This window comes from Lelliottia amnigena (genome assembly GCF_019047465.1).
Taxonomy (GTDB): Bacteria; Pseudomonadota; Gammaproteobacteria; order Enterobacterales; family Enterobacteriaceae; genus Enterobacter; species Enterobacter amnigenus.
Genome location: NZ_CP077236.1, coordinates 4,416,129 through 4,440,869 on the forward strand (window position 1 = coordinate 4,416,129; position 24,741 = coordinate 4,440,869).

At 53.3% G+C, this 24,741-nt stretch carries 19 protein-coding genes; 5 read left to right on the forward strand and 14 right to left on the reverse strand.

Annotated features, from left to right (window positions below):
- Positions 1-231: 231 nt before the first annotated feature.
- Complete coding sequence (argS, locus tag I6L74_RS20900; protein ID WP_059179696.1) at positions 232-1,965, forward strand: arginine--tRNA ligase; 1,734 nt, start codon at positions 232-234, stop codon at positions 1,963-1,965.
- Positions 1,966-2,006: 41 nt separating this feature from the next.
- Here argS and bglB read toward each other — a convergent pair whose 3' ends face one another.
- From bglB to flhB, 5 genes are all read right to left on the reverse strand, one after another.
- Positions 2,007-3,146 carry a beta-galactosidase BglB gene (gene bglB, locus I6L74_RS20905; RefSeq protein ID WP_059179695.1) on the reverse strand — a complete coding sequence of 380 codons (1,140 nt, stop codon included), beginning with the start codon at positions 3,144-3,146 and terminating at the stop codon, positions 2,007-2,009.
- A gap of 4 nt (positions 3,147-3,150) precedes the next feature.
- Complete coding sequence (locus I6L74_RS20910; protein WP_059179694.1) at positions 3,151-4,734, reverse strand: MFS transporter; 1,584 nt, start codon at positions 4,732-4,734, stop codon at positions 3,151-3,153.
- Between the two features lie 262 nt (positions 4,735-4,996).
- Positions 4,997-5,389 (reverse strand): flagellar protein FlhE, encoded by a 393-nt coding sequence (gene flhE / locus I6L74_RS20915; protein ID WP_059179693.1) that lies wholly within the window; start codon positions 5,387-5,389, stop codon positions 4,997-4,999.
- Positions 5,389-7,467: a flagellar biosynthesis protein FlhA gene (gene flhA / locus I6L74_RS20920; RefSeq protein WP_059179692.1), complete on the reverse strand. Its 2,079-nt coding sequence runs from the start codon at positions 7,465-7,467 to the stop codon at positions 5,389-5,391. Before flhA ends, flhE begins: the two co-directional genes overlap by 1 nt.
- Positions 7,460-8,608 carry a flagellar biosynthesis protein FlhB gene (gene flhB / locus I6L74_RS20925; RefSeq protein ID WP_059179691.1) on the reverse strand — a complete coding sequence of 383 codons (1,149 nt, stop codon included), beginning with the start codon at positions 8,606-8,608 and terminating at the stop codon, positions 7,460-7,462. Before flhB ends, flhA begins: the two co-directional genes overlap by 8 nt.
- A 513-nt stretch (positions 8,609-9,121) precedes the next feature.
- Here flhB and I6L74_RS20930 point away from each other — a divergent pair.
- The 4 genes from I6L74_RS20930 (at position 9,122) to I6L74_RS20945 (ending at position 14,212) form a co-directional block, all read left to right on the forward strand.
- A complete protein-coding gene (locus I6L74_RS20930; protein ID WP_059179690.1) occupies positions 9,122-9,691 on the forward strand; it encodes a fimbrial protein in 570 nt (189 codons plus the stop codon).
- A 127-nt stretch (positions 9,692-9,818) separates the two neighbouring features.
- On the forward strand, positions 9,819-10,505 hold the full coding sequence (locus I6L74_RS20935) for a fimbrial biogenesis chaperone (protein WP_059179689.1): 687 nt from the start codon (positions 9,819-9,821) through the stop codon (positions 10,503-10,505).
- Positions 10,506-10,515: 10 nt separating this feature from the next.
- Positions 10,516-13,071 carry a fimbria/pilus outer membrane usher protein gene (locus I6L74_RS20940; RefSeq protein WP_059179688.1) on the forward strand — a complete coding sequence of 852 codons (2,556 nt, stop codon included), beginning with the start codon at positions 10,516-10,518 and terminating at the stop codon, positions 13,069-13,071.
- Positions 13,061-14,212 (forward strand): fimbrial protein, encoded by a 1,152-nt coding sequence (locus I6L74_RS20945; RefSeq protein ID WP_059179687.1) that lies wholly within the window; start codon positions 13,061-13,063, stop codon positions 14,210-14,212. The genes I6L74_RS20940 and I6L74_RS20945 overlap by 11 nt, the downstream gene beginning before the upstream one ends.
- Before the next feature lie 45 nt (positions 14,213-14,257).
- Here the strand turns inward: I6L74_RS20945 and cheZ are convergent, their stop codons facing one another.
- The 9 genes from cheZ to I6L74_RS20990 form a co-directional block, all read right to left on the reverse strand.
- Positions 14,258-14,902, reverse strand: a complete 645-nt coding sequence (cheZ, locus tag I6L74_RS20950) for a protein phosphatase CheZ (RefSeq protein WP_059179686.1) — start codon at positions 14,900-14,902, stop codon at positions 14,258-14,260.
- A gap of 10 nt (positions 14,903-14,912) precedes the next feature.
- On the reverse strand, positions 14,913-15,302 hold the full coding sequence (gene cheY, locus I6L74_RS20955; protein WP_015959455.1) for a chemotaxis response regulator CheY: 390 nt from the start codon (positions 15,300-15,302) through the stop codon (positions 14,913-14,915).
- Positions 15,303-15,318: 16 nt separating this feature from the next.
- Positions 15,319-16,368, reverse strand: coding sequence for a protein-glutamate methylesterase/protein-glutamine glutaminase (locus I6L74_RS20960; RefSeq protein ID WP_059179685.1), 1,050 nt, complete (start codon positions 16,366-16,368; stop codon positions 15,319-15,321).
- Positions 16,365-17,231 (reverse strand): protein-glutamate O-methyltransferase CheR, encoded by an 867-nt coding sequence (gene cheR, locus I6L74_RS20965; RefSeq protein ID WP_015959457.1) that lies wholly within the window; start codon positions 17,229-17,231, stop codon positions 16,365-16,367. Before cheR ends, I6L74_RS20960 begins: the two co-directional genes overlap by 4 nt.
- A 19-nt stretch (positions 17,232-17,250) precedes the next feature.
- Complete coding sequence (gene tap, locus I6L74_RS20970) at positions 17,251-18,852, reverse strand: methyl-accepting chemotaxis protein IV (RefSeq protein ID WP_059179684.1); 1,602 nt, start codon at positions 18,850-18,852, stop codon at positions 17,251-17,253.
- Positions 18,853-18,895: 43 nt separating this feature from the next.
- Positions 18,896-20,563, reverse strand: coding sequence for a methyl-accepting chemotaxis protein II (tar, locus tag I6L74_RS20975; RefSeq protein ID WP_059179683.1), 1,668 nt, complete (start codon positions 20,561-20,563; stop codon positions 18,896-18,898).
- A gap of 84 nt (positions 20,564-20,647) precedes the next feature.
- A complete protein-coding gene (locus I6L74_RS20980) occupies positions 20,648-21,613 on the reverse strand; it encodes a Csu type fimbrial protein (RefSeq protein ID WP_059179682.1) in 966 nt (321 codons plus the stop codon).
- Entirely contained in the window at positions 21,610-23,994 is a 2,385-nt protein-coding gene (locus tag I6L74_RS20985) for a fimbria/pilus outer membrane usher protein (protein WP_059179681.1), read from the reverse strand. The genes I6L74_RS20980 and I6L74_RS20985 overlap by 4 nt, the downstream gene beginning before the upstream one ends.
- Positions 23,970-24,731: a fimbrial biogenesis chaperone gene (locus I6L74_RS20990; protein ID WP_059179680.1), complete on the reverse strand. Its 762-nt coding sequence runs from the start codon at positions 24,729-24,731 to the stop codon at positions 23,970-23,972. Before I6L74_RS20990 ends, I6L74_RS20985 begins: the two co-directional genes overlap by 25 nt.
- Between the last annotated feature and the right edge of the window lie 10 nt (positions 24,732-24,741).

The following is a 24,741-nucleotide window of genomic DNA, read 5'->3' on the forward strand; positions in this document are numbered from 1 at the left end:
CTCTTTTCGTGTCGCAAAGCCGCTAATTTACTCTGTTGGCTCCCGTCAACCAACCGCAGTTTTGAGGATTTTACCGTTGCATGCTTATGCACTCTTTCATCGCCTGTTTTCTGAACGGTCTCGAGGCGGTGCAATGCTGACGCCAGGGGCCATTTGCAGTATACTCCCGCCCTAAATTCTTAAACTGGCGCGGGTTGTCGCTCATCCGCTTCAAAAAGGTAAGGTATCCAGGTGAATATTCAGGCTCTTCTCTCCGAAAAAGTCAGTCAGGCACTGATTGCCGCAGGTGCGCCTGCGGATTGCGAACCGCAGGTTCGTCAGTCAGCAAAAGTACAGTTTGGCGACTATCAGGCCAATGGCGTGATGGCAGTTGCAAAAAAACTGGGCATGCCGCCGCGACAACTCGCTGAGCTGGTGCTGACTCATCTGGATCTCAACGGCATTGCTAACAAAGTTGAGATTGCAGGCCCTGGCTTTATCAACATTTTTCTGGAGCCGGCTTTCCTGTCAAGCCACGTTGATGCGGCACTGAAGTCCGATCGTCTGGGCGTTGCTCAGCCGAAGGCCGAAACGATTGTGGTCGACTACTCTGCCCCCAACGTCGCGAAAGAGATGCACGTGGGTCACCTGCGTTCCACCATTATCGGTGATGCCGCTGTGCGCACCCTGGAATTCCTGGGCCATAAAGTGATTCGCGCTAACCACGTGGGTGACTGGGGAACGCAGTTCGGCATGCTGATCGCCTTCCTCGAAAAACAGCAGCAGGAAAATGCCGGCGAAATGGCACTGGCTGACCTCGAAGGTTTTTACCGCGAAGCGAAGAAGCACTATGACGAAGACGAAGCCTTCGCCGAACGCGCACGCAGCTATGTGGTAAAACTCCAGGGCGGTGACGAGTACTTCCGCGAGATGTGGCGCAAACTGGTTGACATCACCATGTCCCAGAACCAGCTCGCGTATAACCGTCTGAACGTCACGCTGACCCGTGACGACGTGATGGGTGAAAGCCTCTACAACCCAATGCTGCCCGGGATCGTGGCCGATCTGAAAGCCAAAAAACTGGCGGTAGAGAGTGAAGGAGCAACGGTTGTTTTCCTTGATGAGTATAAAAACAAGGAAGGCGAACCGATGGGCGTGATCATCCAGAAAAAGGATGGCGGCTATCTGTACACCACGACGGATATCGCCTGTGCGAAATACCGCTACGAAACGCTGCATGCCGATCGCGTCTTGTATTACATCGATTCCCGTCAGCATCAGCACCTGATGCAGGCGTGGACTATCGTGCGTAAAGCCGGCTATGTGCCGGAATCCGTTCCACTGGAACACCACATGTTTGGCATGATGTTGGGTAAAGACGGCAAGCCGTTTAAAACCCGCGCGGGCGGCACCGTAAAACTGTCCGACCTGCTGGACGAAGCGCTGGAACGCGCACGCCGTCTGGTGGCTGAGAAGAACCCCGACATGCCGGCAGAAGAGCTGGAAAAACTGGCCAATGCCGTGGGCATCGGCGCCGTGAAATACGCGGATCTGTCCAAAAACCGTACCACCGATTATATTTTCGACTGGGACAACATGCTCGCTTTCGAGGGCAACACGGCGCCGTACATGCAGTATGCCTACACCCGCGTGCTGTCTGTCTTCCGTAAGGCCGATATCGATGAAAGCGCGCTGGCTCACGCCGCCGTCGTCATCACTGAAGACCGCGAAGCACAGCTGGCTGCCCGCCTGTTGCAGTTCGAAGAAACACTGACGGTAGTTGCCCGCGAAGGCACCCCGCATGTGATGTGTTCATATCTGTACGATCTCGCGGGTCTGTTCTCAGGCTTCTACGAGCACTGCCCTATCCTCTCTGCCGATAATGAAGAAGCCCGCAACAGCCGCCTCAAGCTGGCGCAGCTGACAGCCAAAACGCTGAAATTAGGTCTGGATACCCTGGGTATCGAAACCGTCGAGCGTATGTAACGCAGAAACAAAAAACCCGGCAATTGCCGGGTTTTTTATTATCAGAAGTATTTTCGCAGATATTCCGTGAGACACAGAATCGCCATCGCCTGTCCATATGGCATTGAGGTCCGCGGGATCTGACGGTAAAACTCCAGATTGCTGCCCATTCCCGTGCCAAACGACGTTTGCAGCAGTTCGCCTTCCGCTGAGATGTTTTTCACTATCCCGCGAATTGCCCTTTCCGCCACGTCGGCATATTCCGCACTCACATAACGCTTACGCACCGCTTTCAATATTCCGTAAGCAAAACCCGCCGTCGCCGATGATTCCAGATACGAATTCGGATCGTCAAGCAGCGTATGCCACAGCCCACTTTCATCCTGGCACTTCGCCAGCGCCGCAATTTGCGCATCTAAAACCTGCACCAGATAGCGCCGGACGGCATTGTTTTCCGGTAAATCGACCAGTTCAAGGAAATCGGGAATCACGATCGTTAACCAGCTGTTTCCACGCGCCCAACGCGCCTTCGCAAAATTATGCTGCCCGTCGTAATTCCAGCCGTGGAACCACAGCCCTGTTTCCCTGTCCATCAGGTTCTGGACATGGAGCAAAAACTGATAAATCGACTCTTCCACATAATCCGGACGATTCAACAATTTGCCGATTTTCGCCAGCGGCAGAACCGTCATCATCAGCGTGTCATCCCACATCTGCTGATGATTTTCTTCTGCCAGAGTGATGTGCTGCATCCCTCCGTGGTCGGTACGTGGCATGTCATTCATCGCCCATTCCGCCCAGGTTTGCAGCCACGGCAGATACGTCGGGTTTTGCGTTTCTTCGTAGCGGTACGCCAGCGTCAGAAATGGCGCCATCGTGTTGACGTTTTTGGTGGTGGTACCTTCAGCAAAGCGATCGGCAAACCAGGTATCGATGATGTGACGCATCTCCTCGTCACCGGTCTGGCAGTAATACTGCCAGATCCCGTAAAGACCGACGCCGTGCGTCCACTCCCACCCCGCCCAACCTTTGGTATCAATGACGCGCCCGTCGTCCAGCCGCAATAAAAACTCGCCGTTTTTATCATGAATATTCACCAGGTTGTGCGTCACCTTTTGAATCAACGATTTCAGTTCATCCCTGGCAATAAAATGCTCAGGTTGACGCAGTAACGGGCTATGTTTGACAGACCAAACCTTCATTTTCTTATCCTCTGTGATAGGTCGAGTTCAGTACCGCGCGATCCTTCAGCGCAGGTGCAACAGGTTTATTGCGATTCAGGTAACCAATATTGTTGTTACCCCACAGTGATTCGAATGGCATCCCCGCCAGCATTTCCACGGTGGCGCGGGCTTGCGGCGTCGCGGTCTCAGGCATAGCCCGGCCGGACTCACGCATTTTGGCGGTCTCTTCGCGTAACGTGCTGTGGGTTTGCAGATTGAGCTTAAAGCGCAATGAGACGAGGAATCCGCAGAACAGGACCAAAATGGTGCCTACGCTCAGAATCATCAGAATGGTGTGGCTAACCTCTGCTGGCTGTGTTTTCTGCCCACTCACAAAGCCAGACATTTGCATCACAATCCCGACCAGCATGATGGCTCCCGCCTGCGAGGCTTTGCGCGTCAGGGTCATAATCCCGGCGAAAATCCCTTCGCGACGCTGACCGGTGATCACTTCATCGACGTCCGCGATATAGGTATAAACGTTCCATGGAACATAGTTGATACCGCCGCGTCCCAGGCCCGCAACAGCAGAGATCAGCAACAGCAGAGCGTAAACATCGCTAAGCCCTGCGTAATAGAGCACCGCATAGGAGATTGACGCCAGACCAAACAGCACCACCACCATGCGGTAGGACGGCGCGGGTCCAAAACGGATGCACAGCGGGATCATCGCGATAACGGCGATGAACTGGAAGATCGCCATCGTGCCCAGCAGGTTAGACGCCATCGACGCTTCCTGCATCAGCACGAAAACGACGTAATAAGTAAATACGGCGTTAAACACATCCTGCGCAATGTACCCGCCGAGATACATCCCCAGATGCTGGCGGAAAATCTTCACGCGCAGCGTGGAACTTAACTCAACAAACAGACGATTAAGGCTTTGCCCAAGGTTGAGCTGCTTCTTCTCTTCTTCCGCTCTGAGCGCCGCTTCAGACCACTCTTCTCGCGGACGTTCCCAGGTAAAGAACCAAACGAATGTCAGCATGACGGCGCAGAGTACGGAGAACACCAGGCTTGCATAGAAGAAGGAAACGGCGTTGTCTTTGCCAAAATGCGTCAGCAAAATACCCGGCAGGAAGGAGGCCAAAATCGCCGACATCTGCGCCATGGAGATACGCGCGCCAGAAAATTTGGTCTTCTGTTTGAAATCGTCGGTCATTTCCGGCACCAGCGTTTCATACGGCACCAGAATCATGGTGTAGACGATATCAAAGACCAGATAGGTCAGCAGGTAATACCAGAATCCCATGTCGCCTACCCACATCAGTGAGTAACTGAATACGCAGGGAATACCCAGCAGGATGAAGAATTTGCGGCGACCAAACCGTTTGCCGAGCCAGGTGGTCCCGAAATTGTCCGTCAAAAAGCCCATCAGCGGACTGACAACGGCATCCAGAACCCTTGCCGCAGCAAAGATGAATGTCGCTTCAATCGGCGTGAGTCCACAGAAGGTCGTGTAAAAATACAAAAGCCAGGCAGCCGTCAGCGCAGTCGTGCCTGCGCCAAGAAAGTCGCCTGAACCGTAAGCGAGGTAATTTGCGAGTCCTATTTTGCGTGTTTTCATTGCCGTTAACCCTTTCAGTTTTGGGAGACTCCCTGGGAAGCAAACCTCATCCGGGAGTTTTTACACGGCTACAGTAGAATTATCGCCAGGGGGATACCTTTCTGTTTCTGCCATCGCACTGAAACAGATGGCAATAATGCAAAGAGATTAAGTACGCGTGTCACTGATTTATAAAACAGCGTTTCTTTTGCATCAAAAGGTTGGGTCATTTTTTGCGAGCCAGCCGTCAGATTCTTCTAACGGCTGGTGAAAAGGCAGGCAACTAGCGGTAGTTAACAATCACCTGGTTGCTTTGAACCTTGAGTGCAGGAATCAAACGCCCCCCACCCGGCACTTCCCAGACGAAACGCAGCGGCTCAATGGCGGGAACGCCGTCCAGCCCGCGCGTTGTGCCACTTTCTCCGTCAAGTTCCGTGCAGCGCGTCTGCGCGCATAACCGCACGCGAAGCCCCGCGGGAGTGGGACCGATAAGTTGATAACGCCAGGCCACCAGCGTCATCAGCCCTGAAACCGGCTCCGGTGCCGAAAGCGGTCGTGACGATGCCGATACGCCACGGTTACTGAGCGTGATCCCGATACTGCTGGCCTGCCATGCCCCCTCTCCGGCGGCTTGCGCCACGAGCGGGAACAGTAAAATCAAAAGCCATCTGCGCATTATTTTCCTCCGATTGTCGCCGTCATACGGATATGACGGTTATCCGACAGTTCCATATTCGACAGCACCACCAGTTGCGTCAGACTGCGGCGCAGGAAGCGTGAGAGCAGCGGACGAAGCGCGTGGTTTACCAGCAGTACCGGCGGTGCGCCGAGCATTTCCTGACGCGTAAGCGCTTCCTGCGTCTGGGCCAGCAGTCGATCGGCAAGGCCAGGTTCGAGACCACCTCCGCCCTGCAATGCCTGCAGAAGCAAACGCTCAAGCGGTGTATCAAGCCCAATGACCTGGACTTCTCCTGTTCCCGGGAACCACTGCTGAGTGATTGCGCGCCCTAACGCCACGCGTACCACGGCGGTCAGCTCATGCGGATCGCTTTGCAGTGGAGCATGCTCCGCCAGCGTTTCCAGAATGGTGCGCATATCGCGGATCGGGACTTTTTCTTCCAGCAGGTTTTGCAGCACCTTATGCAGCGTGGTTAACGTGACCACACCCGGCACTAAATCTTCAGTCAGTTTTGGCATCTCTTGCGTGACGCGATCGAGCAACTGCTGTGCTTCCTGGCGTCCAAACAGTTCCGCCGAGAACTGGCCAATAAGGTGGTTAAGGTGCGTCGCCACCACGGTACTGGCTTCGACTACCGTATAGCCTTGGATCTGCGCCTGTTCTTTCAGCGCACTTTCAATCCAGATCGCCGCCAGGCCAAATGCCGGGTCGATTGTTTGCTCACCGGGCAGCGTGCCCGCCGCAGTGCCTGGGTTGATGGCCAACCAGCGCCCTGGATAGGCGTCACCGCTGCCAATTTCAACGCCTTTCATCAGAATGCGATAGCGTGCTGGCGGTAAATCCATGTTGTCACGGATGTGCACCACCGGCGGCAGGAACCCCATATCCTGAGCGAATTTTTTACGGATACTGCGGATGCGCCCGAGCAGTTCGCCGTCCTGCTGGAAATCAACCATCGGAATCAAACGATAGCCCACTTCCATCCCGAGGGAATCCTCAAGCTGGACGTCATTCCAGGTTGCCTCAACCGCCTGAGTATTTTCCGGCATTTTGACCGGCGCGGCTTCCACAGCGGGTTTGTTTTCACGTCCACGTAACCACCAGGCCAGGCCAAGCAGTGCCGCGGTGAAAAGCAGGAAGACGAAGTTTGGCATGCCTGGCACCATACCCAGCAGGCCGAGTACGGCAGCAGAGAGCATCAGCACGTTCGGGTTAGTGAACAACTGCGTCACCATCTGCTGACCGACATCTTCGTCGTTGCTCACACGGGTGACGATAACACCTGCCGCAGTAGAGATGACGAGGGCGGGAATCTGCGCCACAAGGCCGTCACCGATCGTCAGCAGCGTATAGCTCTCTGCCGCCTGGCCCATATCCATTCCGTGTTGTAGAACGCCGACCAGCAACCCGCCCACCACGTTGATCACCATGATCAGGATACCGGCGATGGCATCACCGCGAACGAATTTACTCGCACCGTCCATTGAACCGTAGAAATCAGCTTCCTGAGTCACATCAGAGCGACGTTTCTTCGCTTCATCTTCACCAATCAACCCGGCGTTAAGATCGGCATCGATAGCCATCTGTTTGCCTGGCATCCCGTCCAGTACAAAACGCGCGCCGACTTCTGCGATACGCCCCGCACCTTTGGTAATAACCATAAAGTTGATGATAACGAGGATCACGAACACCACGATACCGATGGCAAAGTTCCCGCCTACCAGGAAGTGGCCAAATGCTTCAACCACTTTACCCGCTGCCGCACCGCCCGTATGACCATCCATCAGAATGATACGGGTGGACGCGACGTTCAGCGCCAGGCGCAATAACGTTGTGAACAGCAGAATGGTTGGGAACGCGGCAAACTCCAGCGTGCGTTGGGTAAACATCGCCACCAACAACACCATGATGGACAGCGCAATATTGAAGGTAAAAAGCAGATCGAGGATAAATGCTGGCAACGGCAGCACCATCATCGACAGAATTAGCAGGATGAGAATCGGTCCGGCAAGGATCTGCCATTGTACCGATTTCATGTTGCTGGGCAGGCGCAACATCGCCACCAAATTAGCCATCAGTGTCCTTCTCATTCATAAAATCCAGTGCTGCAGGCACCGGAAGGTTGCCAGGTTTTTCAGGTCGTTGACCGCCTGCTAAACGCCAGCGTTTCAATTGCCATACCCATGCCAGCACTTCCGCTACGGCAGCGTAGAGCTGCCCCGGAATTTGCTGACCAATTTCAGCGTGACGATAAAGCGCACGCGCTAAAGGCGGCGCTTCGAGTACCGGCACGCGGTTCTCACTTCCAATTTCTCGAATGCGTAGCGCAATCAGCCCCGCCCCTTTTGCGACCACTTTTGGCGCGCTCATTTTGTTTTCGTCGTATTTTAGGGCGACAGAGTAGTGCGTCGGGTTGGTGACGATGACGTCAGCCTTTGGCACATCTTCCATCATGCGACGGCGCGCGGCGGCGCGCTGCATCTGACGGATACGTCCTTTAACATGCGGATCGCCTTCCATCTGTTTATATTCGTCGCGCAAATCCTGGCGGGACATACGCAATTTTTTGATATGACTGTAGATCTGGAAGAACACATCAAATCCAACCATAGGGATGATACTGAGCACCACCAGCACCGCACAGAAACCCACTAAATCCATCGCATTACGCATGGCGGTAAGCGGAGATTCACTGATGAGGCGCATCATATCTGGCCAGTGGTGCCAAAGGTAAAATCCGGCGGTGCTGCCCATCAGCACTGACTTAAGGATTGCCTTAAGCAACTCCGCGCCCGTTTGCGCAGAAAACATCCTCGCAATGCCCGGGAACGGATTGAGTTTTGAAAATTTGGGTTGCAGCGATTTCCCACTGAATATCAGACCGCCCAGCATGACCGGCGATACCAGTGCAACCACTACGACACCGCTGATCAAGGGTAACAACGCCATCATCGCGTTTTTTATCAACAAGATAATTTGGCTAAGTATCAAATTTTGGTCATTGACGATACTGTGGTCGAAACGTAGCCCGGCCGAGAGCATACCCGCCAGCCGGTTGGCAAACGCCCCGCCGCCGAACCAGATAATGCATACCCCTACGATTAAAATCAGCAGGGATGTCAGTTCTCGGGATCGGGGGACTTGCCCATCCTCACGCGCTTTGTCTAGTCGGTGGGGTGTGGGGGCTTCTGTTTTGTCGTCGCTATCGTCTGCCACTGTCGTGCTCGCTGCCCATTACGTCAGGCTTATCATGCCAGAGCCGCAGCTGACCAATGGGGGGAAAAGCTCATATAACTTGTCCTTTTTGTCCCGTTTAACGCTGCAAACAGGGCAATTTGAACGCGTTAAACACTCCAAATTTAGATCGATAGTTATTATTACTTCCTTTAATTCATTAGGACAGATAAAAGAAACGGTCCGTTTCATCGACGTTTTTAAACATTAAAACAACACTCCCCTTAAGTAAAATCAACAATTAAAGGGAACTACGACGCCATTCATAATTAGTAACTATGCTCTGTATTAAATTAATAACAAAAGCTAATATTAAAATGCCAATGCGTTATATTACAGCCACATTTAAATAGACCACTAAACTTTCAAACCATTGCTCAACCTCTTTCCTGAAATAAACAAAGTTGTATACTGAGCCCTGGGATGAAATAAGTTCATATAAATCCCGATGAATACATTCAACTACTGGATATAAATCTCACGGAGCTTCAGCTTATGAAATTAAGGAAAAATGTCATTGCCGCCACTATTCTGGCGATTATTTCCGGCAGCGCCTGTGCGGCTGAAACCAACGCCGGAACTATCCATTTTACCGGCCAAATTATTGAACCAAGCTGTACTATTAAAGGTGAAAACGGCACCGATAGCACAGTCCCTCTCGGAACCTATCCCACGAGTTTATTTACGGCTCCAGGAGATGAGTCTACTCTTGTGCCCTTTTCAATCACCCTCGTTGATTGCCCGGTAAAAAGTGATGGCTTACCGCAAGTTCAGTTAACCCTTACAGGCCCAACAACATTGACTGGCGCTACGACTCTTCTGGATGTAGGCGCCACGACTGGCGATACCGCAGCAACCGGTGTTGGCATCGCAATCAGTGCTCAAGGAGAAGATGATCAACTGCTTTCGCTGGACGGTAAGGAAGGACAAGTCTACATCGATCTTCCTGAAGCTGCAGAAGACCAGATTAAGTCAGATTTTAATGCGCGATATCAAGCTTTCGCGTCAACAGTGACTGCTGGTCCAGCCGACGGTGACCTGACAGTGAATATTCTTTACCGTTAATACCCTCCCCTTATTCATAAAACATATATTTTGTAGCGTTTCCTTAAGGGATAGTCATATTGATAGTCCGAATCCTTATTCGGACTATCGTTTCCCTTGAGATAAAATTCTTTAAAAGGGAGTTTTGATGCGTATTTTCTCGCTTTTATTATTATGCATTCCGGTTATTTCAACCAGTATAAGTCATGCTGCAGGCATACAGATTGGGCGCACACGAATTATTTATGAAGCGGGTAAAAAAGAGATTGCTCTCCCGCTGGTGAATAAAGATCGCTCGCTGCCATGGCTGGTGCAATCCTGGACCGATACGGGTGATGGAAAAACACGCGGGCCCTTCATTGTCACGCCCCCTTTATTTCGTCTGGATCCGGAAAAAGAGCAGAGCCTTCGTATTGCATGGAATGGCGCTGCGCTGCCTGATAATAAAGAATCCTTATTCTACATGAACATTCGCACCATCCCAGCGACGGCAAAGGAAGACGATGAAAAAAACGTTCTGCGTTTGATTTATAAAACGCGACTGAAACTCTTCTGGCGCCCCGCGGGCCTGAAAGGCACGCCCAGCGAGACCTGCAAACAACTTCGTTTTACGCGCAGTGGCAAAATGCTGACCGTGGTGAATAACGGCGATTACTACAGCATCTTCGATAACCTCAAGGTGGGTAACACAAAGATAGAAAAAGCCGATCAGATCAGTCCTCAGTCAAGCGTCAGCATCCTCATTCCAGAGGGCGTCACCGGGACAAACGTCACCTGGCGTTGCATCACGGATTACGGTAATGCCTCAACGCAATTCTCATTCACACTGGCTTAGGACGAAAAAAATGACCCGTGGACTCTGTTCCTCGCTTAGCCAGCGCCGCCCGCGCTTTAATCCGATTGTTCGTTATTTAGGCGGGGCGTTGATGATGGCTTCGGCTGTGACCCATGCGCGAGAGTATCGTTTCTCCCCTTCTTCACTGGAGGGCGACATGCTGATGCAACAGGATATCGACCTGTCGTTATTTTCGAAATCCAATGCTCAGTTACCCGGCGTCTACTCCTCAAAAGTCAGAGTCAACGACAGCCAAATAGAGACTGTCGATATCACGTATCTCAGCGATAAAAGTGGCGCTCTCGTTCCACAGCTGACACCTGAAATGCTGCGCAAATGGGGGATTGATATTGATAAATATCCTCCGCTTGCATCACAAGCGGCCACCACGCCTCTCGAAAAATCACTCGGTGACTACATTCCTCAGGCGGCAGCGAAGCTCGATTTTTCTGTGATGACGCTGAACCTCAGTATTCCGCAAGCGGCAATGAACAGTCATGGCAAAGATTATATCGATCCTTCACGTTGGGACGACGGTGCCCCGGTGGCCTTTGTCGATTACAGTTTTTCCGGATCACAAAGTGAGGATGACTCGCACAGCAGGACAACCAATCAGTATCTGAATATACGTAACGGCGCTAATCTCGGGGGCTGGCGCGTGCGTAACTATTCCACCTGGAGCAAAACTGACGATACCAACAGTTGGGATACCATCAATACCTATCTGCAACATGATATCGACGCATTGAAAGCGCAATTTACCGGCGGTGAGAGCAGTACTCGTGGAGAGGTTTTCGACAGCCTGCAATATCGCGGCATCAACATTGCTTCTGATGAAGAGATGCTGCCGTACAGTCAACGCGGCTACGCACCCACGATTCGCGGAATTGCGAGTTCAAATGCAGAAGTTTCGGTGCGCCAGAACGGCTATCTTATTTACCAGCAAAACGTCGCTCCCGGTGCCTTTGCCATTGACGACCTCTACTCCACAACCAACAGCGGCGATTTGGAAGTCACGGTAAAAGAAGCGGACGGCAGTGAACATCGCTTCACGCAGCCATACTCCAGCGTCGCCGTGATGCAACGCCCCTCTCAAATGAAGTATGAATTCACCGCAGCGCGTTACCGAGCTGACAGTGGCAGCGATCAGAATGAGCCGGTCTTCGCTCAGGGCAGTCTTATCTATGGTGTGAATAACTACTTGACCGTTTTCGGGGGCGTGACCACCTCGCAGGATTATCAAGCGGTCAACACTGGGACGGGTATCGCGCTCGGTGCTTTAGGTTCGATTTCAGCGGACGTCACGATCGCGAAAGCGCAGCTCGATAATGATGAGAAAAGCACAGGCCAGTCGTATCGCCTGCTTTACTCCGGCAAAGTGGAGGCCACCGACACAAACTTCACCCTGGCCAGTTATCGCTACTCTACCCATGGTTACTACAGCTTTGCTGATGCGACCCAAAAGTACGATCAGCATGAAGATGATGACCTGTTTCGCTATAACAAACGTAACCGTATCCAGGCGAGTATTAGTCAGAAGATTTACGATGTCAGCCTCTATCTGAATGGTTATCAACAGGATTACTGGCAAACCTCACAGACCGAACGCAGCATTTCAGCCGGACTGAATACCGTTGTGAAAAGCATCAGTTACCATCTGGCGTACACCTACAGTAAAACCAACAACAGTGAAAATGACCAGATGGTTTCTTTCGGCTTGAGTATGCCGCTGAGTCAATGGCTCTCGCGCGCCTGGAGCAGCTACAACATCAGTAACAGTAAACACGGTTACACACGACAAAACGTGGGAGTGAATGGCACATTGCTCGAAGACGAGCGCTTGAGCTATTCACTTCAGCAAAGTCACTCAAACCACGACGGGGATGATACCAGCAGCGTTTACGGCAGCTATCGTTCGCAGTATGCCAACCTGAACGCAGGTTATTACTACTCTTCTGATAATTCCCAGCAGCTCAGCTATGGCGTCAGTGGCGCAGTGGTGGCGCATCCTCTGGGAGTGACGCTTGCCCAACCTTTAGGAAGTCAATTCGCTATTGTGAATGCGAACCATGCATCAGGCGTACGTTTCCAGAACCAGCGTGGCATTCAGACTGACTGGCAGGGAAATGCCATCATCCCTTCACTGAGCCCTTATCAGGAAAACCGTATCCGAATTGATACCACCAGTTTACCTGAAAACGTCGATACCACGGATACGGCCGTCACGGTGATTCCTTCCCGTAATGCAGGTGTCGTCGCCCGTTTTGAGGCCCATGTCGGCTACCGCGCGCTCATTACCTTAATCCGTAGCGATGGCAAAACCGTTCCCTTTGGCGCTATCGCCTCCGCACGGTCACCGGTTATCAGCGGCATCGTTGACGAGACCGGCACGCTCTATCTTGCCGGTGTATCGGACAACGTCCAGCTCGATGTTAAGTGGGGTAATGCACCAAACCAGCAATGCACGGCCAACGTGTCGTTGGATTCATCGCAAAATGCGATAAACCCAACAGGCATTCGCTCCGTCCGCGCAATTTGTCAGCAGGAAATGAAACATGTTAACTGATATAAAAACCCTTTTTCGCACCTGCACAGGTGTAGTGCTGAGTCTCGTCTTTTCGGCTTCAGCGCCCGCAGCTACTATCTTGCATGGTTGCTTTGGCGCACCACAAGAATACAACATCACCTATGACCGCGAGTTAAACGCCAGTGAAAATATTACTCATCACGATATCAATGTGGATCATTTAATCGGCGATGGAATGGAAATAGAGGCTAACTGCAGCTGTCCTAAAAACATCTCTGGCTCCACACCTGTGCTGGAACTCACATTGGCGGGTAGCCCACTTTCGCCAGGCGTAAGCGGGTATGGATATTTGACTGATAAAGTGGATATCGATGTCAGGGGATATACGGATGCAGTCAATTCACCTGATGGCGCTGGATTATTCGGACTGAGTATTAATCAGTACCCAACATCACTTTCCTCAATGTCTAACACAATTGAAGATATTAAAACAAAAGAAGGCACAGCCAGCGTATGCAGTGAGAGTACACGCCCTGCTGACTCAACGTCCGTTAAACGAAAATTTAAATTAAACGTGATTGGTGCAAAGTTTTACATCAAAAAACCGATTATTGGCAAAGAAGCGATTCCTTCCACGCTCGTCGTTCAAAACTATACCTGTCTTTATTTTGGTTCAGGAAGTTGTAGCTTCAGCGACGCACAGCAGGTCTCAAATATCTGGCTAAGCGGATCGCTCTCTGCCCCGTTAAGCTGCACCATTAATGAAGGCAGTACGATTGAGGTCGATTTTGGCAATATCGTGAGCAAACAGTTTAGCGGTAAAAGCCAACCACCTCAGGGATACGCCCTGAAAAATGTCGACATTTCTTACCACTGCGATGATAACGCTGTTGGGAATAATGACAGAATCAAGCTAACGCTGACTGCCGATCAGGGCGTTGTCGATAGCAGCGATCCGCTGATCGCCAAAATGCTCGATAAAGAGGATGTGGGGGTGAGAGTGTATGACGAGAATAATCAAAGCGTGGCACTAGACGGCACATTCGAGTTCCCGGTCCCAATGGACGATCAGGGGAATGGCGTCGTGCGCATCAAAGCCGCGCCCGTCAGCACCACCAGTAAAACGCCTGAACCCGGTAAATTTGAAGGTAACGTCACGGTAAAAATGGATTTGCGTTAAGCGATACGCAGGTTGCGCAAACAACCTGCGTATACATCGCAACAATTAGAATCCGAGGCTGTCCAGCAGATCGTCCACCTGATCCTGGCTGGCAACAACGCCCGCCTTGGTGGTATCGAGTTGCGGGCCATTCAACAGGCTTTCATTCTCGCGTTTCGGACGTGATGCGGGTTCCGGCATGTTTTCCAGGAGTACCATCAGTAACTGACGTTCGATTTCCTGAATCACATCCATCATACGCTTGATGACCTGACCCGTAAGGTCCTGGAAATCCTGCGCCATCATAATGTCCAACAGCTGAGCATTGGTGAAGCTGGTATGATCCGGTACTTCACCCAGATATTGACGCGTATCGGTCACCAGCTCACGCGCATCGGTCAGTTCGATTGGATTTTCGAACCACGCGTCCCAGCGTTTGCTCAGCGATTTCGCGCCTTTTTCCATCGCATCCTGGTGCGGTTGCGACGCTTCAACGCTGTTCAGCGCGCGCTCTGCTGCCTGCGCGGTCATCTGTACGACGTAGTCCAGACGATCGCGTGCATCAGGAATCGCTTCGGCTGCTTCGGCAATCGCCTGATCCAGGCCCAACTCGCGTAAGCTGTCACGCAGCATGCGCGTCAGGCTACCAATGCGAACAATTATGTCGTTGGGCGAAAGCGCGTCAACGGGTTTAATAGAAGATTGCATCATCACCAGCACCTCACATGCCGAGTTTCTCGAAGATCTTGCCGAGTTTCTCTTCCAGGGTCGCAGCAGTAAATGGTTTAACCACATAACCGCTCGCGCCCGCCTGTGCTGCCGCAATAATGTTTTCTTTCTTGGCTTCTGCTGTCACCATCAGAACCGGGAGAGAAGACATATTGCCGTCAGCGCGAATTGTTTTCAGCAGTTCCAGACCATCCATGTTAGGCATGTTCCAGTCAGAAATAACAAAATCAAAGCCACCGGCTTGCAGTTTGTTCAGCGCATCGACACCGTCTTCTGCTTCTTCAACGTTATTAAAACCCAGCTCTTTCAGCAGATTGCGTACGATGCGACGCATGGTGGAAAAGTCATCCACAACCAAAAATCTGAGCTCTTTGTCCGCCATAAAACTACACTCCTCGTTAAATACGTATTGCCTGTCCGGCACTGATTTTCGCCAGCATTTGCTGGCTTACCTGGCTAAGATCGACCACTTCGCTCACGCCACCCATATTGATGGCCTCGCGCGGCATGCCGAACACCACACAACTTGCTTCATTCTGCGCAATCGTCCATGCGCCAGCCTTATGCATCGCTAGCATTCCGGCCGCACCGTCGTTGCCCATGCCCGTCAGGATAACCCCAACGGCATTGCGCCCCGCATGTTTCGCCACCGAATGAAACAGCACATCCACTGACGGACGATGCCGGTTAACCGGCGGTCCGTCATGAATTTTGATTTGGTAGTTAGCGCCACTGCGCGCCAGCTCCATATGTTTGTCACCCGGCGCAATATAAGCATGACCCGGCAAAACACGTTCGCCATCTTCCGCTTCTTTTACGCTAATCTGACACAGCTTATTCAGACGCTCCGCGAACGAACGGGTAAAACCTGGCGGCATATGCTGGGTAATCAGAATACCGGGACTTGAGAGCGGCAATGGCTGGAGTACATGGCGAATTGCCTCTGTTCCTCCGGTTGACGCGCCAATCACCAGCAACTTCTCCGAGCTCAGCAGCGGTCCAGCTTTAATCGCCACGGGAGCCGCAACAGGCGTATGCGCCGCCAGTTTCGCCCGCGAAGCGGTACGAATCTTCTCAGCGATCATTTCGCTGTAGGCTAACATCCCTTCACGAATGCCGAGCTGCGGTTTAGTGACGAAATCTATCGCCCCCAGCTCCAGCGCGCGCAGGGTGATCTCTGAGCCTTTCCCTGTCAGGGAAGACACCATCACCACGGGCATTGGGCGCAGACGCATTAATTTTTCAAGAAAATCAATGCCATCCATACGCGGCATTTCCACATCCAGCGTGAGTACGTCGGGGTTAAATTTTTTAATTAAATCACGCGCGACCAGAGGATCGGGGGCAGTAGCCACCATCTCCATATCGCTATGACTGTTGATAATCTCAGTCATGATCTGGCGCATAAGCGCGGAATCATCGACAGATAAAACCCTGATTTTACTCATGCTTTTTCCTTACTCAGCGCATAAACCGTTTGTCCACGTAGGCTAAATTCGCGGGCGAGGTTGCTGAAGTTCTCCGAGTGCCCTGCAAACAACAAGCCATCCGGCTTAAGCAGCGGGGCGAAACGACGCAGAATGTCCTGCTGCGTCGTTTTGTCAAAATAAATCATTACGTTACGACAAAAAATAGCGTCAAACGGACCCGGCACGTTGTACTGCTTATCCAGCAGGTTTACCGAGGCAAATTCGACACAATTCGCCAGCTCCTGACGCACACGAACCAGCCCTTCATGGGGCCCGGTTCCGCGCATGAAATAGCGCTGTAACTGTTGAGGTGACAGCGTTTTCAGCTCTTCAAGGCGATACACACCGTTGCGTGCTTTTTCCAGCACTTCGGTATCAATATCGCTGGCATAAACTTTCCAGCGTCCAGGCGCCATTCCCAACGTATCAGCGAGCGTAATCGCCAGTGAATACGGTTCTTCACCTGTAGACGCAGCGGCACTCCAGACACGATACTCACCGCCGCGTTTACGCGCGTGTTCCGCAAGCACCGGGAAATGGTGACCTTCGCGGAAAAACGCCGTCAGGTTGGTGGTCAGCGAGTTAATAAATGCCTGCCACTCTGCACTGTTCTGGTTGGCTTCCAGCATGCTCAAGTAACGACCAAAGTCATCAAGCTCAAGGGTACGTAAGCGCCTGACCAGTCGGTTGTAGACCATGTCTCGCTTATGATCGGCGAGCACAATCCCAGCACGCTGGTAAATCAACTGACAGATCCGACGGAAATGCGCGTCGGACAGCGCGAGGCGCTGTGTCATTTGCAACAATAATGACGATTGGCCCGAGGGCTGTGGTGTTGTCATGGCGCCTTCTTAATCACTTTCAGGTTACAACGGGCACGGTCTGCGACCGTCCGGCTTCGGCTACTTTTTCGACTTGCTCTTTCACGTTAAATACCGCAACCAGACTTGTCAGATGATCGGCCTGATTTGCGAGCTGGTCGGTAGCGGCGGCCGCTTCTTCTACAAGCGAAGCGTTCTGTTGCGTTACCTGATCCATTTGCGTCACCGCCAGAGCAACCTGCTCAATCCCACGGCGTTGTTCGTCAGAGGCGGATGCTATTTCGCCCATGATGTCGTTCACTCGCGTGACCGACGTGACGATTTCCGTCATGGTGTGCGCGGCGGTATCGACGAGTTCAGACCCTTGCTGAACGCGAGAAACTGACTCTTCGATTAACACTTTTATCTCTTTCGCCGCGTTCGCGCTGCGGCTGGCCAGATTACGGACTTCACCGGCGACCACGGCAAAGCCACGGCCCTGCTCACCGGCGCGCGCGGCTTCGACTGCGGCGTTCAGTGCCAGAATATTGGTCTGAAACGCAATTCCATCGATGACGCTAATAATGTCGCCAATTTTCTGCGAACTGGTGGCGATATCCTGCATCGTGGTCGCAACGTGCGAAGCCTGTTCGCCGCCCTTTGTGGCGGTTTGTGCCGCTCGCTTCGCCAGGTCCGACGCCTGACGGGCGTTGTCGGCGTTCTGGCTCACCGTCGCCGTCAACTCTTCCATGCTGGCCGCTGTTTGCGCCAGCGAGGCCGCCTGCTGTTCTGTTCGCGAGGACAAATCGTTATTCCCCGCCGCAATTTCTGAAATCCCAGTGTGCATGGCATAACTGCCCTGACGCACATCGGTAACGGTTTCACGCAGCGAACCTTGCATGGCCTTGAGGCTGGCAAAAATCGCCGAAATCTCGTTCTTGCCATACACCGAAACCGGACGCGCCAGGTTGCCTTTCGCGATGCTGTCAAAATGGCTGCTGATAATCGCCAGCGGCAGCACAATCATTCGGCGCGACCAGAGCAACGACGCGCCTGTCAACAGTGCCGCCAGCACCACCATCGTGGCAAAAATGACGCCCGACATGTGATAGCTGGTCTGGCTGTCTCCGCTGGCCTTGGCCACGAACTGATTAATATCCTGCTGCCAGGCGTTAAAGCTTTTATCAAATGCGGCCTGGGAATCCTGCACCGGTGCGGTCAAGAAATCCGACAGCTGATTGTTCTCAAGCCAGGTCGCCTGATGCTCCAGATCGCTGTGCCACTGCGCATAATCCTTCTGCATTTGCGCTGTCAGCGCTTTCCCTTTTTCACTGACCGCGTCCTGCTCGCCAAAAGCTTTAAATTGCGCTTGCGCCTGCTTCAGGCTGTCGCGTGCGGTGGTCATCAGCGCCTTGATGTCATCAGGCGGATAGCTCAGCGCGGTTAATGTGCCCGCTTTGTTCAGCGCAGTGCTGGCCTGCAAAAGCACCGCGCGCGTTTGTGCGAGCGTGGAGCGTTGCTGATTACTCGTCTCAACTTCCTGTAAGTTCTGATAGCCATCGCGAAAAGCCCAAAAAGACAACCCGTTACTGCCAACCTGCAACACACCGCAAAGGATCAGAATTAAAAACAGTGTGGTCGAGATACGAATACGATTTAACATCCACGCTCCCATCAAGCGGCAATCTGCCGCAGTTAAATTTCAGTCAAAATGTTTCCCAGTTTTCTTCTTTTCCATGGGCCGTCGCACGGGTGTTTTTCACCACAGCGGCAGACGTCGTCCCGGCAAAAACTGCACGTGACGTATCCGTATTGACAGGCGTAGAGGTAAGACGGAACGCCGAGACGGCCATCTTCAGACGGCTCGCCTGGTCTTCCAGCGCAGCGGCCGCCGCAGCGGACTCCTGCACCAGCGCGGCGTTTTGTTGTGTAACGCGATCCATCTCTTGTACGGCCAGAGCGACCTGATCGATCCCCCGGCTTTGTTCGTCAGATGCCGAGGCAATTTCGCCCATGATGTCCGTCACGCGGGTCACCGCGTTAACGATGTCCGTCATCGTTTCACCGGCGCTCTCAACCAGCACTGAACCGGTATTGACGCGTGAAACGGAGTCATCAATCAGGGTTTTAATTTCTTTGGCCGCATTTGCGCTGCGGCTCGCAAGGTTACGCACTTCACCCGCAACGACGGCAAACCCACGTCCTTGTTCACCTGCGCGCGCGGCTTCAACTGCGGCGTTCAGTGCCAGGATATTGGTCTGGAAGGCAATTCCATCGATCACGCTGATGATATCGGCGATTTTTTTCGAACTGCCGGTGATTTCCTGCATGGTTTTCACCACACCATCCACCACTTTCCCGCCGTGTAGCGCCGTTTCTGAGGCTCGTTCAGCCAACTGGGACGCCTGACGGGCGTTATCGGCGTTTTGCTTCACGGTGGCGGTCAGCTGTTCCATGCTGGCGGCCGTCTCTTCCAGCGCGGAGGCCTGCTCTTCAGTACGCGAGGAGAGGTCGTTATTGCCCATCGCGATTTCGCTGGTACCGGTGTAAATCGCATCTGACCCCTGACGCACATTGGCCACGGTTTCCGTGAGTGAGCGCTGCATATGATCCACGCTGCTCGCCAGTTCAGTGATTTCGTTACGCCCGGAGATCGTCAGCTTTTTGGTGAGATCGCCACCGGCGATTTCACGAATATGGCCGATAACGTTCCCTAACGGATTCAGCAGAATATGACGAATGCCGTACCAGACGCCCACCAGCACAATTACTAATGCCAATGCCAAAACCGCCATCTGCCATTTGGCAAAGCGGTAATCGTCACGGGTTTCTGTAAGCGCCGTAAGATATTGCTGGCTGCTGGCGGTGTCGTATTCTTTAAGCGCTGCCCCCAGTGCATTTTGCATTCCCTGGGTCGGTTGGGCGAAATAGGCATCCGTATTACCGCTCTCGAGGAACTGAATCAGTTCCGTCAGCCCTGCCGCGTAGTTGTTATATTTCTCATCAATGTTAAGACTCACCTGCTCCATCGCAGGCTGAGGCGTAATTTGTTTGAAGGCGTCGTAATGTTTCGCCGCATCCGCCAGCGTGGCACGTGCATTTTTCAACAGGTCTGTTTTGGCCGTGCTCTGTTGATTATTGGGGTCCATCATCATACGGGCGGAGGAGCGGCTCAGGTTGATACGCGTTTGCAGCATCAAATCCCAGGCCGAAGTGAGTTCACGCTGCTGCAAACGCAGATCGTTTGAAGCCGTGTAGCTCTCCTGATTTTGTTTCAAAGATGAGAAAAATAGCCCACCGGAAATAAGCTGCAAAAGTGCGAAAATGACCAGCACCATCATCAGCATTGTGACTACGCGGATACGGTTCAACATACAACACCTTCTCTAAGTTTTATTAACGGTGTTATCGGCACGGGTAGCAGGAACTTTACATTTGCGAAAGGGAAAAGCGTGAGCTTAGAACATGACGTCAACGATCAGGGTGTCGTTATAGGTTCCGGCGGGGGGAGTCGCCTGGCTGGTGAGAACTTTGGCGGTGTAATTATAGGTGCGTAAAAGCCCGTCAGCACTGACTTGCGACGAGGCTGAGCTTGCCCAGCGTTCCGTTCCGCTGCCGCCCCAGCGGTTGCTTGTTGCGCCTTTGTAAATGTCGTAACTCATCACGTTATTTCCGCTCGCCATTCTGCGTACGCCATTGAGCGAGTTGATTCCATTGTCAATGCCAATCGTGTACACGCTGCCTTTGGTGCAGGTCACGGACACGGCCTGGGAAATGGTCGGGAAATTTTGCACCAGCGGTGCACTGTTGAAATTGACGTTTGGCGTGGTCATCGCGCTACAGTCATTTGTCACGTTCATATTGAGCGTGATGCTGGTCGTCGCTGTCCCGGTTTGCGGGGTCAGGCAAACCCCTACCAGGCCGACCGAACAGACGTTGTAGTTAATGCTAAACGTTAAGATCACCTGATACGGCCCCGCCGTGACGTTTTGTCCGGGAACGGTGCGGAAATAGAGCGGGATATTGTACTGTTTTGCACCCAACAGGCTGAGCAGCGTGCTGCCGCTCCAGGTATAAGCTTTGGCGATTTGCACTTCGGTGCTGCCCGAGCAGCCGGTCAAACCGCATAACCGCGTCGGAATCACATCCGTGATGGCCGCATTATCCGTGCGCTTCATGGTGGCGCGGCTGTTTGCCGACACGGTTGCCGATGTGTAATTCAGCGTCACCGAATCGTTGGTCAATAAATTCAATACCGCATCGCAACTCACTACCAGCGTGCCCGTCGTTTCGACCTCTCCCGCCCCGCTGAGAGCAAAAGAGGTGACACTGCCAAACGACGCGTTGACGGTACTTACGTTACATACCGCCCAACTGCCGCCCGATGTCATCAGCAGCAGGAGTAAGAGCAGCAGGCGTTTCATGGTTCCACCCGGCAGGTCAGCGGTCCGAAGGTTTGCAATTTATGTTCAGGATTGGCGCCTACCGTGAGCGTAGCGTGACAGCGCTTGCCCCCCGGCATAATCACGTCAAGCGGGTTCACATTATTCAAATTCTCAAGCCAGGCGATGCCGTCATAACCCACCACCGCCGTACTGCGAGACGCGCGTCTGACCTGACTCCCAACCGGAATAGCGACCCCATCCACATCATGAAGAATCACGCTGGCGACCCGCTCTTGCTCCATTGGGAAATCCACCAGAAAACCGCTGTTGCGACGGATAGCGACGCGGCGTTCGGTCTCTTTTAGCCGCGTATCTGCCGGCAAATTCAGCGTGTTGATGCTGTAGCTCGCCGGATAATAGGCCGAGACACCGCTGATCAGCAGATAGCCGTTATTGTTGGTCTTACCGACAGGCTGATTTTCGTAATTTACGGGGACATCGGGATGCCCATCGGTGCTGATCACCACAAACGCGTCGTTAATTTTGTTTGCGGCGAACAGTTCACCATCCATCAGCACAATCGAGCCCATCGCTTCGCCCCACCAGGTCATCCTGTCCTGCTCACCGTATCCGCCGCCCTGCAGCTCGATATTATTATTACGCCAGCCCAGCGAGGCCTGCTGATAGTTGCGCGACTGAGATTGATTTGCCCAGGCCATGTTCCAGCTCACTCCGCCATCCGTGGGCATGGAGTGGTTGTAGTTCACGCGCTGCGTGCTGCCCGAATCAGGCGTGTTTTCGAACGTTACGGCGGCGCTGTCGCGTTCACCAAGCGGGATTTGTAGCGACATAGCAACCGTCCAGTCACCACGCTGCTGATCGCGGCTGGCAGCCAGATAGAGACTGCTACTGCCCCACAAATTACGGCTCCACGACAGGTTCAATAGCTCGGTTTTTTGACTGTCAAAACTCTCAACGCCAATCCATGCCGCGCCGATATTGCCTAAATTGCCAAGGTTAAACGTCAGTGAATATTGGTCGGTATTGCGACTCAGGCTGGCAATGGGCTGATTTTTTTCATCGTAAATCGTGGGTTGATCGTAAAGCGCCAGATTGCCGTATCCCCGATCGCGGCGCGAATGCTGGGTGGCAAGGCTGAATTCGCTGGTGCTGTACTGATAACCCCAGCTGGTTTGCCCGCCTTCCTCCCCGCGCATGCGGCTGTGAGTATAAGAGGAGTTGACCACACCATAGCGCCCGAGTTTGACGATGGTCCCTGCACCGCCTGATGCCAGCTCTTCGGCCCCTTCTCCGTGCCCCTCAAGCGTCAGCCAGTCGGTCAAACCATAGCGATACGATCCGCTGCCCGCTGCGGGGCCGTAATCAAAATTCTTAATGCCATAATTGCGTCGCAGGCTCCCCAGCGTCACGGCACCGTCACTCAGTCCCTGCTTTAACAGTTCGCTGGTAACGTAAAATGGCATGGTGGTACTCACCTGACGCCCCAGCGCATCGGTGGTGATGAGCACGGCATCGCCGGCACCGTTGATATACGGCAAATTGGTGAGCGTGAAAGGACCGGGCTGTAATTGCGTTGATCCGGAGCGATAGCCGTTGATGAACAGATCGACCGACGTCGGCACGGCGGCTTCACCCGAAAACTCGGGCAGCGGCCAGGTCACCAGATCCGGGCGCAGCGAGAAGTCACGTCCATAGCTGATGCCGCCCATACGCACGCTGCTGCTCCAGCTGACGGCATCGCTGATCACATCCCCGGCGGTCCAGGTGGTGGCGTCCTCTTCGTTGGTCATCGTCAGGGTGGTGTCATACCGCACGTAGCCCTCTTCCTGCCCCTTGTTGCCGGTAAACGTTTTGCGGGTATAGCCCGTTGAAGAGAGCGACCCGTTTTCGTTGAAATAGCGGAATTCATGCCACAGCGATGCCTGGCCGCCAAGGTGTTCGGTATGATTGGTGTAGAGATCGTAATTGAGCAACGCGCCGCGGCCAAACTGGGGTTTGCTCTGCCTGGGCTGGCCGCCGAATGGCGTCACGCGCGCTGAAACCCACTCGCGCGGCACGGTGAGCAACAGGCGTTGCGCGGCACTGTCATACTCCACGCGCACGTTAGCCAGCTGCGAGAGATTCACCTCACCCGTCGGCACCTGCTCAGGCGGCAGACCGGCGCGCAGCAGATCGGCACTGGAGATAAAAAAGGTGCCATTACGCTGCGTGACAGGCACCACCAGCCCCGTGTCGTAGTGATTTATCACGACCGAGAGCTGGAAAATGGCGTCGTTGTTCATCGTCTGCGCGTCCGGCGGGGGCGGTAAACTGTCGTCACCAGGTGCCGCCCAGGCGCTCGTCGTCACGCAAAGCAGAATGATCATCGTCCGTTTCAGTTGACCGGCGCAGACTGCCATTGCGTATCTCTGGCATTAATTTGCGCACTCATCTGGTTAGGTCGCTGTAACCCGGACGGCAGCGGCCAACTGCGGGTGCTGTGCGGCAGCACGTAGCCCAATAGTCCGTCAGCGATCGTACGATTCTGCCCTCCCTCCTGCATCGCCACGTGGCTTATCCTGACGTGAGTATCCCCCTGATTTTGCACCTGCACCGCTGGTTTCCCTCCCTCCTGGATAATCCGCCAGCTCAGGTTCTTCGGGTCAACCAGCGCATGATGCGCCCCTTCCTTAATGGTCGGGATACCCTGGCCATACACGAATAACGGGATGGAATAGCGCATTTGAATTTTCAGGCCGATCTCGGGCTGGGATTTGTCATTTGGCTGGGGGATTTCATCAACAATAATGCGGTAGGCTTGCTCGACACCCATGGGGACCGTGTTTTGTTTGATAAGGCGAATTAGCTGCTTGCCCTCTTTGCCAATGGTGACAATCGGCGGGCTGGCAACCACATCCTGCTGCGCCGTGTAGCGTTCATATCCGTTTTCCTGCTTCCATCGCACGATGCGCACCTGCATGGTGGTGGCGCTGTTACCCTGATTCTGGATCCATAATTCCGTGGCTTTGGTGTCGGCAGACAGCCACGGATCGATTGGCCAGAGCAGAATCGTCGCCGCCGCGTGTGTCTTGCCCGTCAGTGCCGCAAACATCACCCCTAAACTCAGTACGCCGTAGCGTAAATAAGATGCCTTCATCAACCTTCTC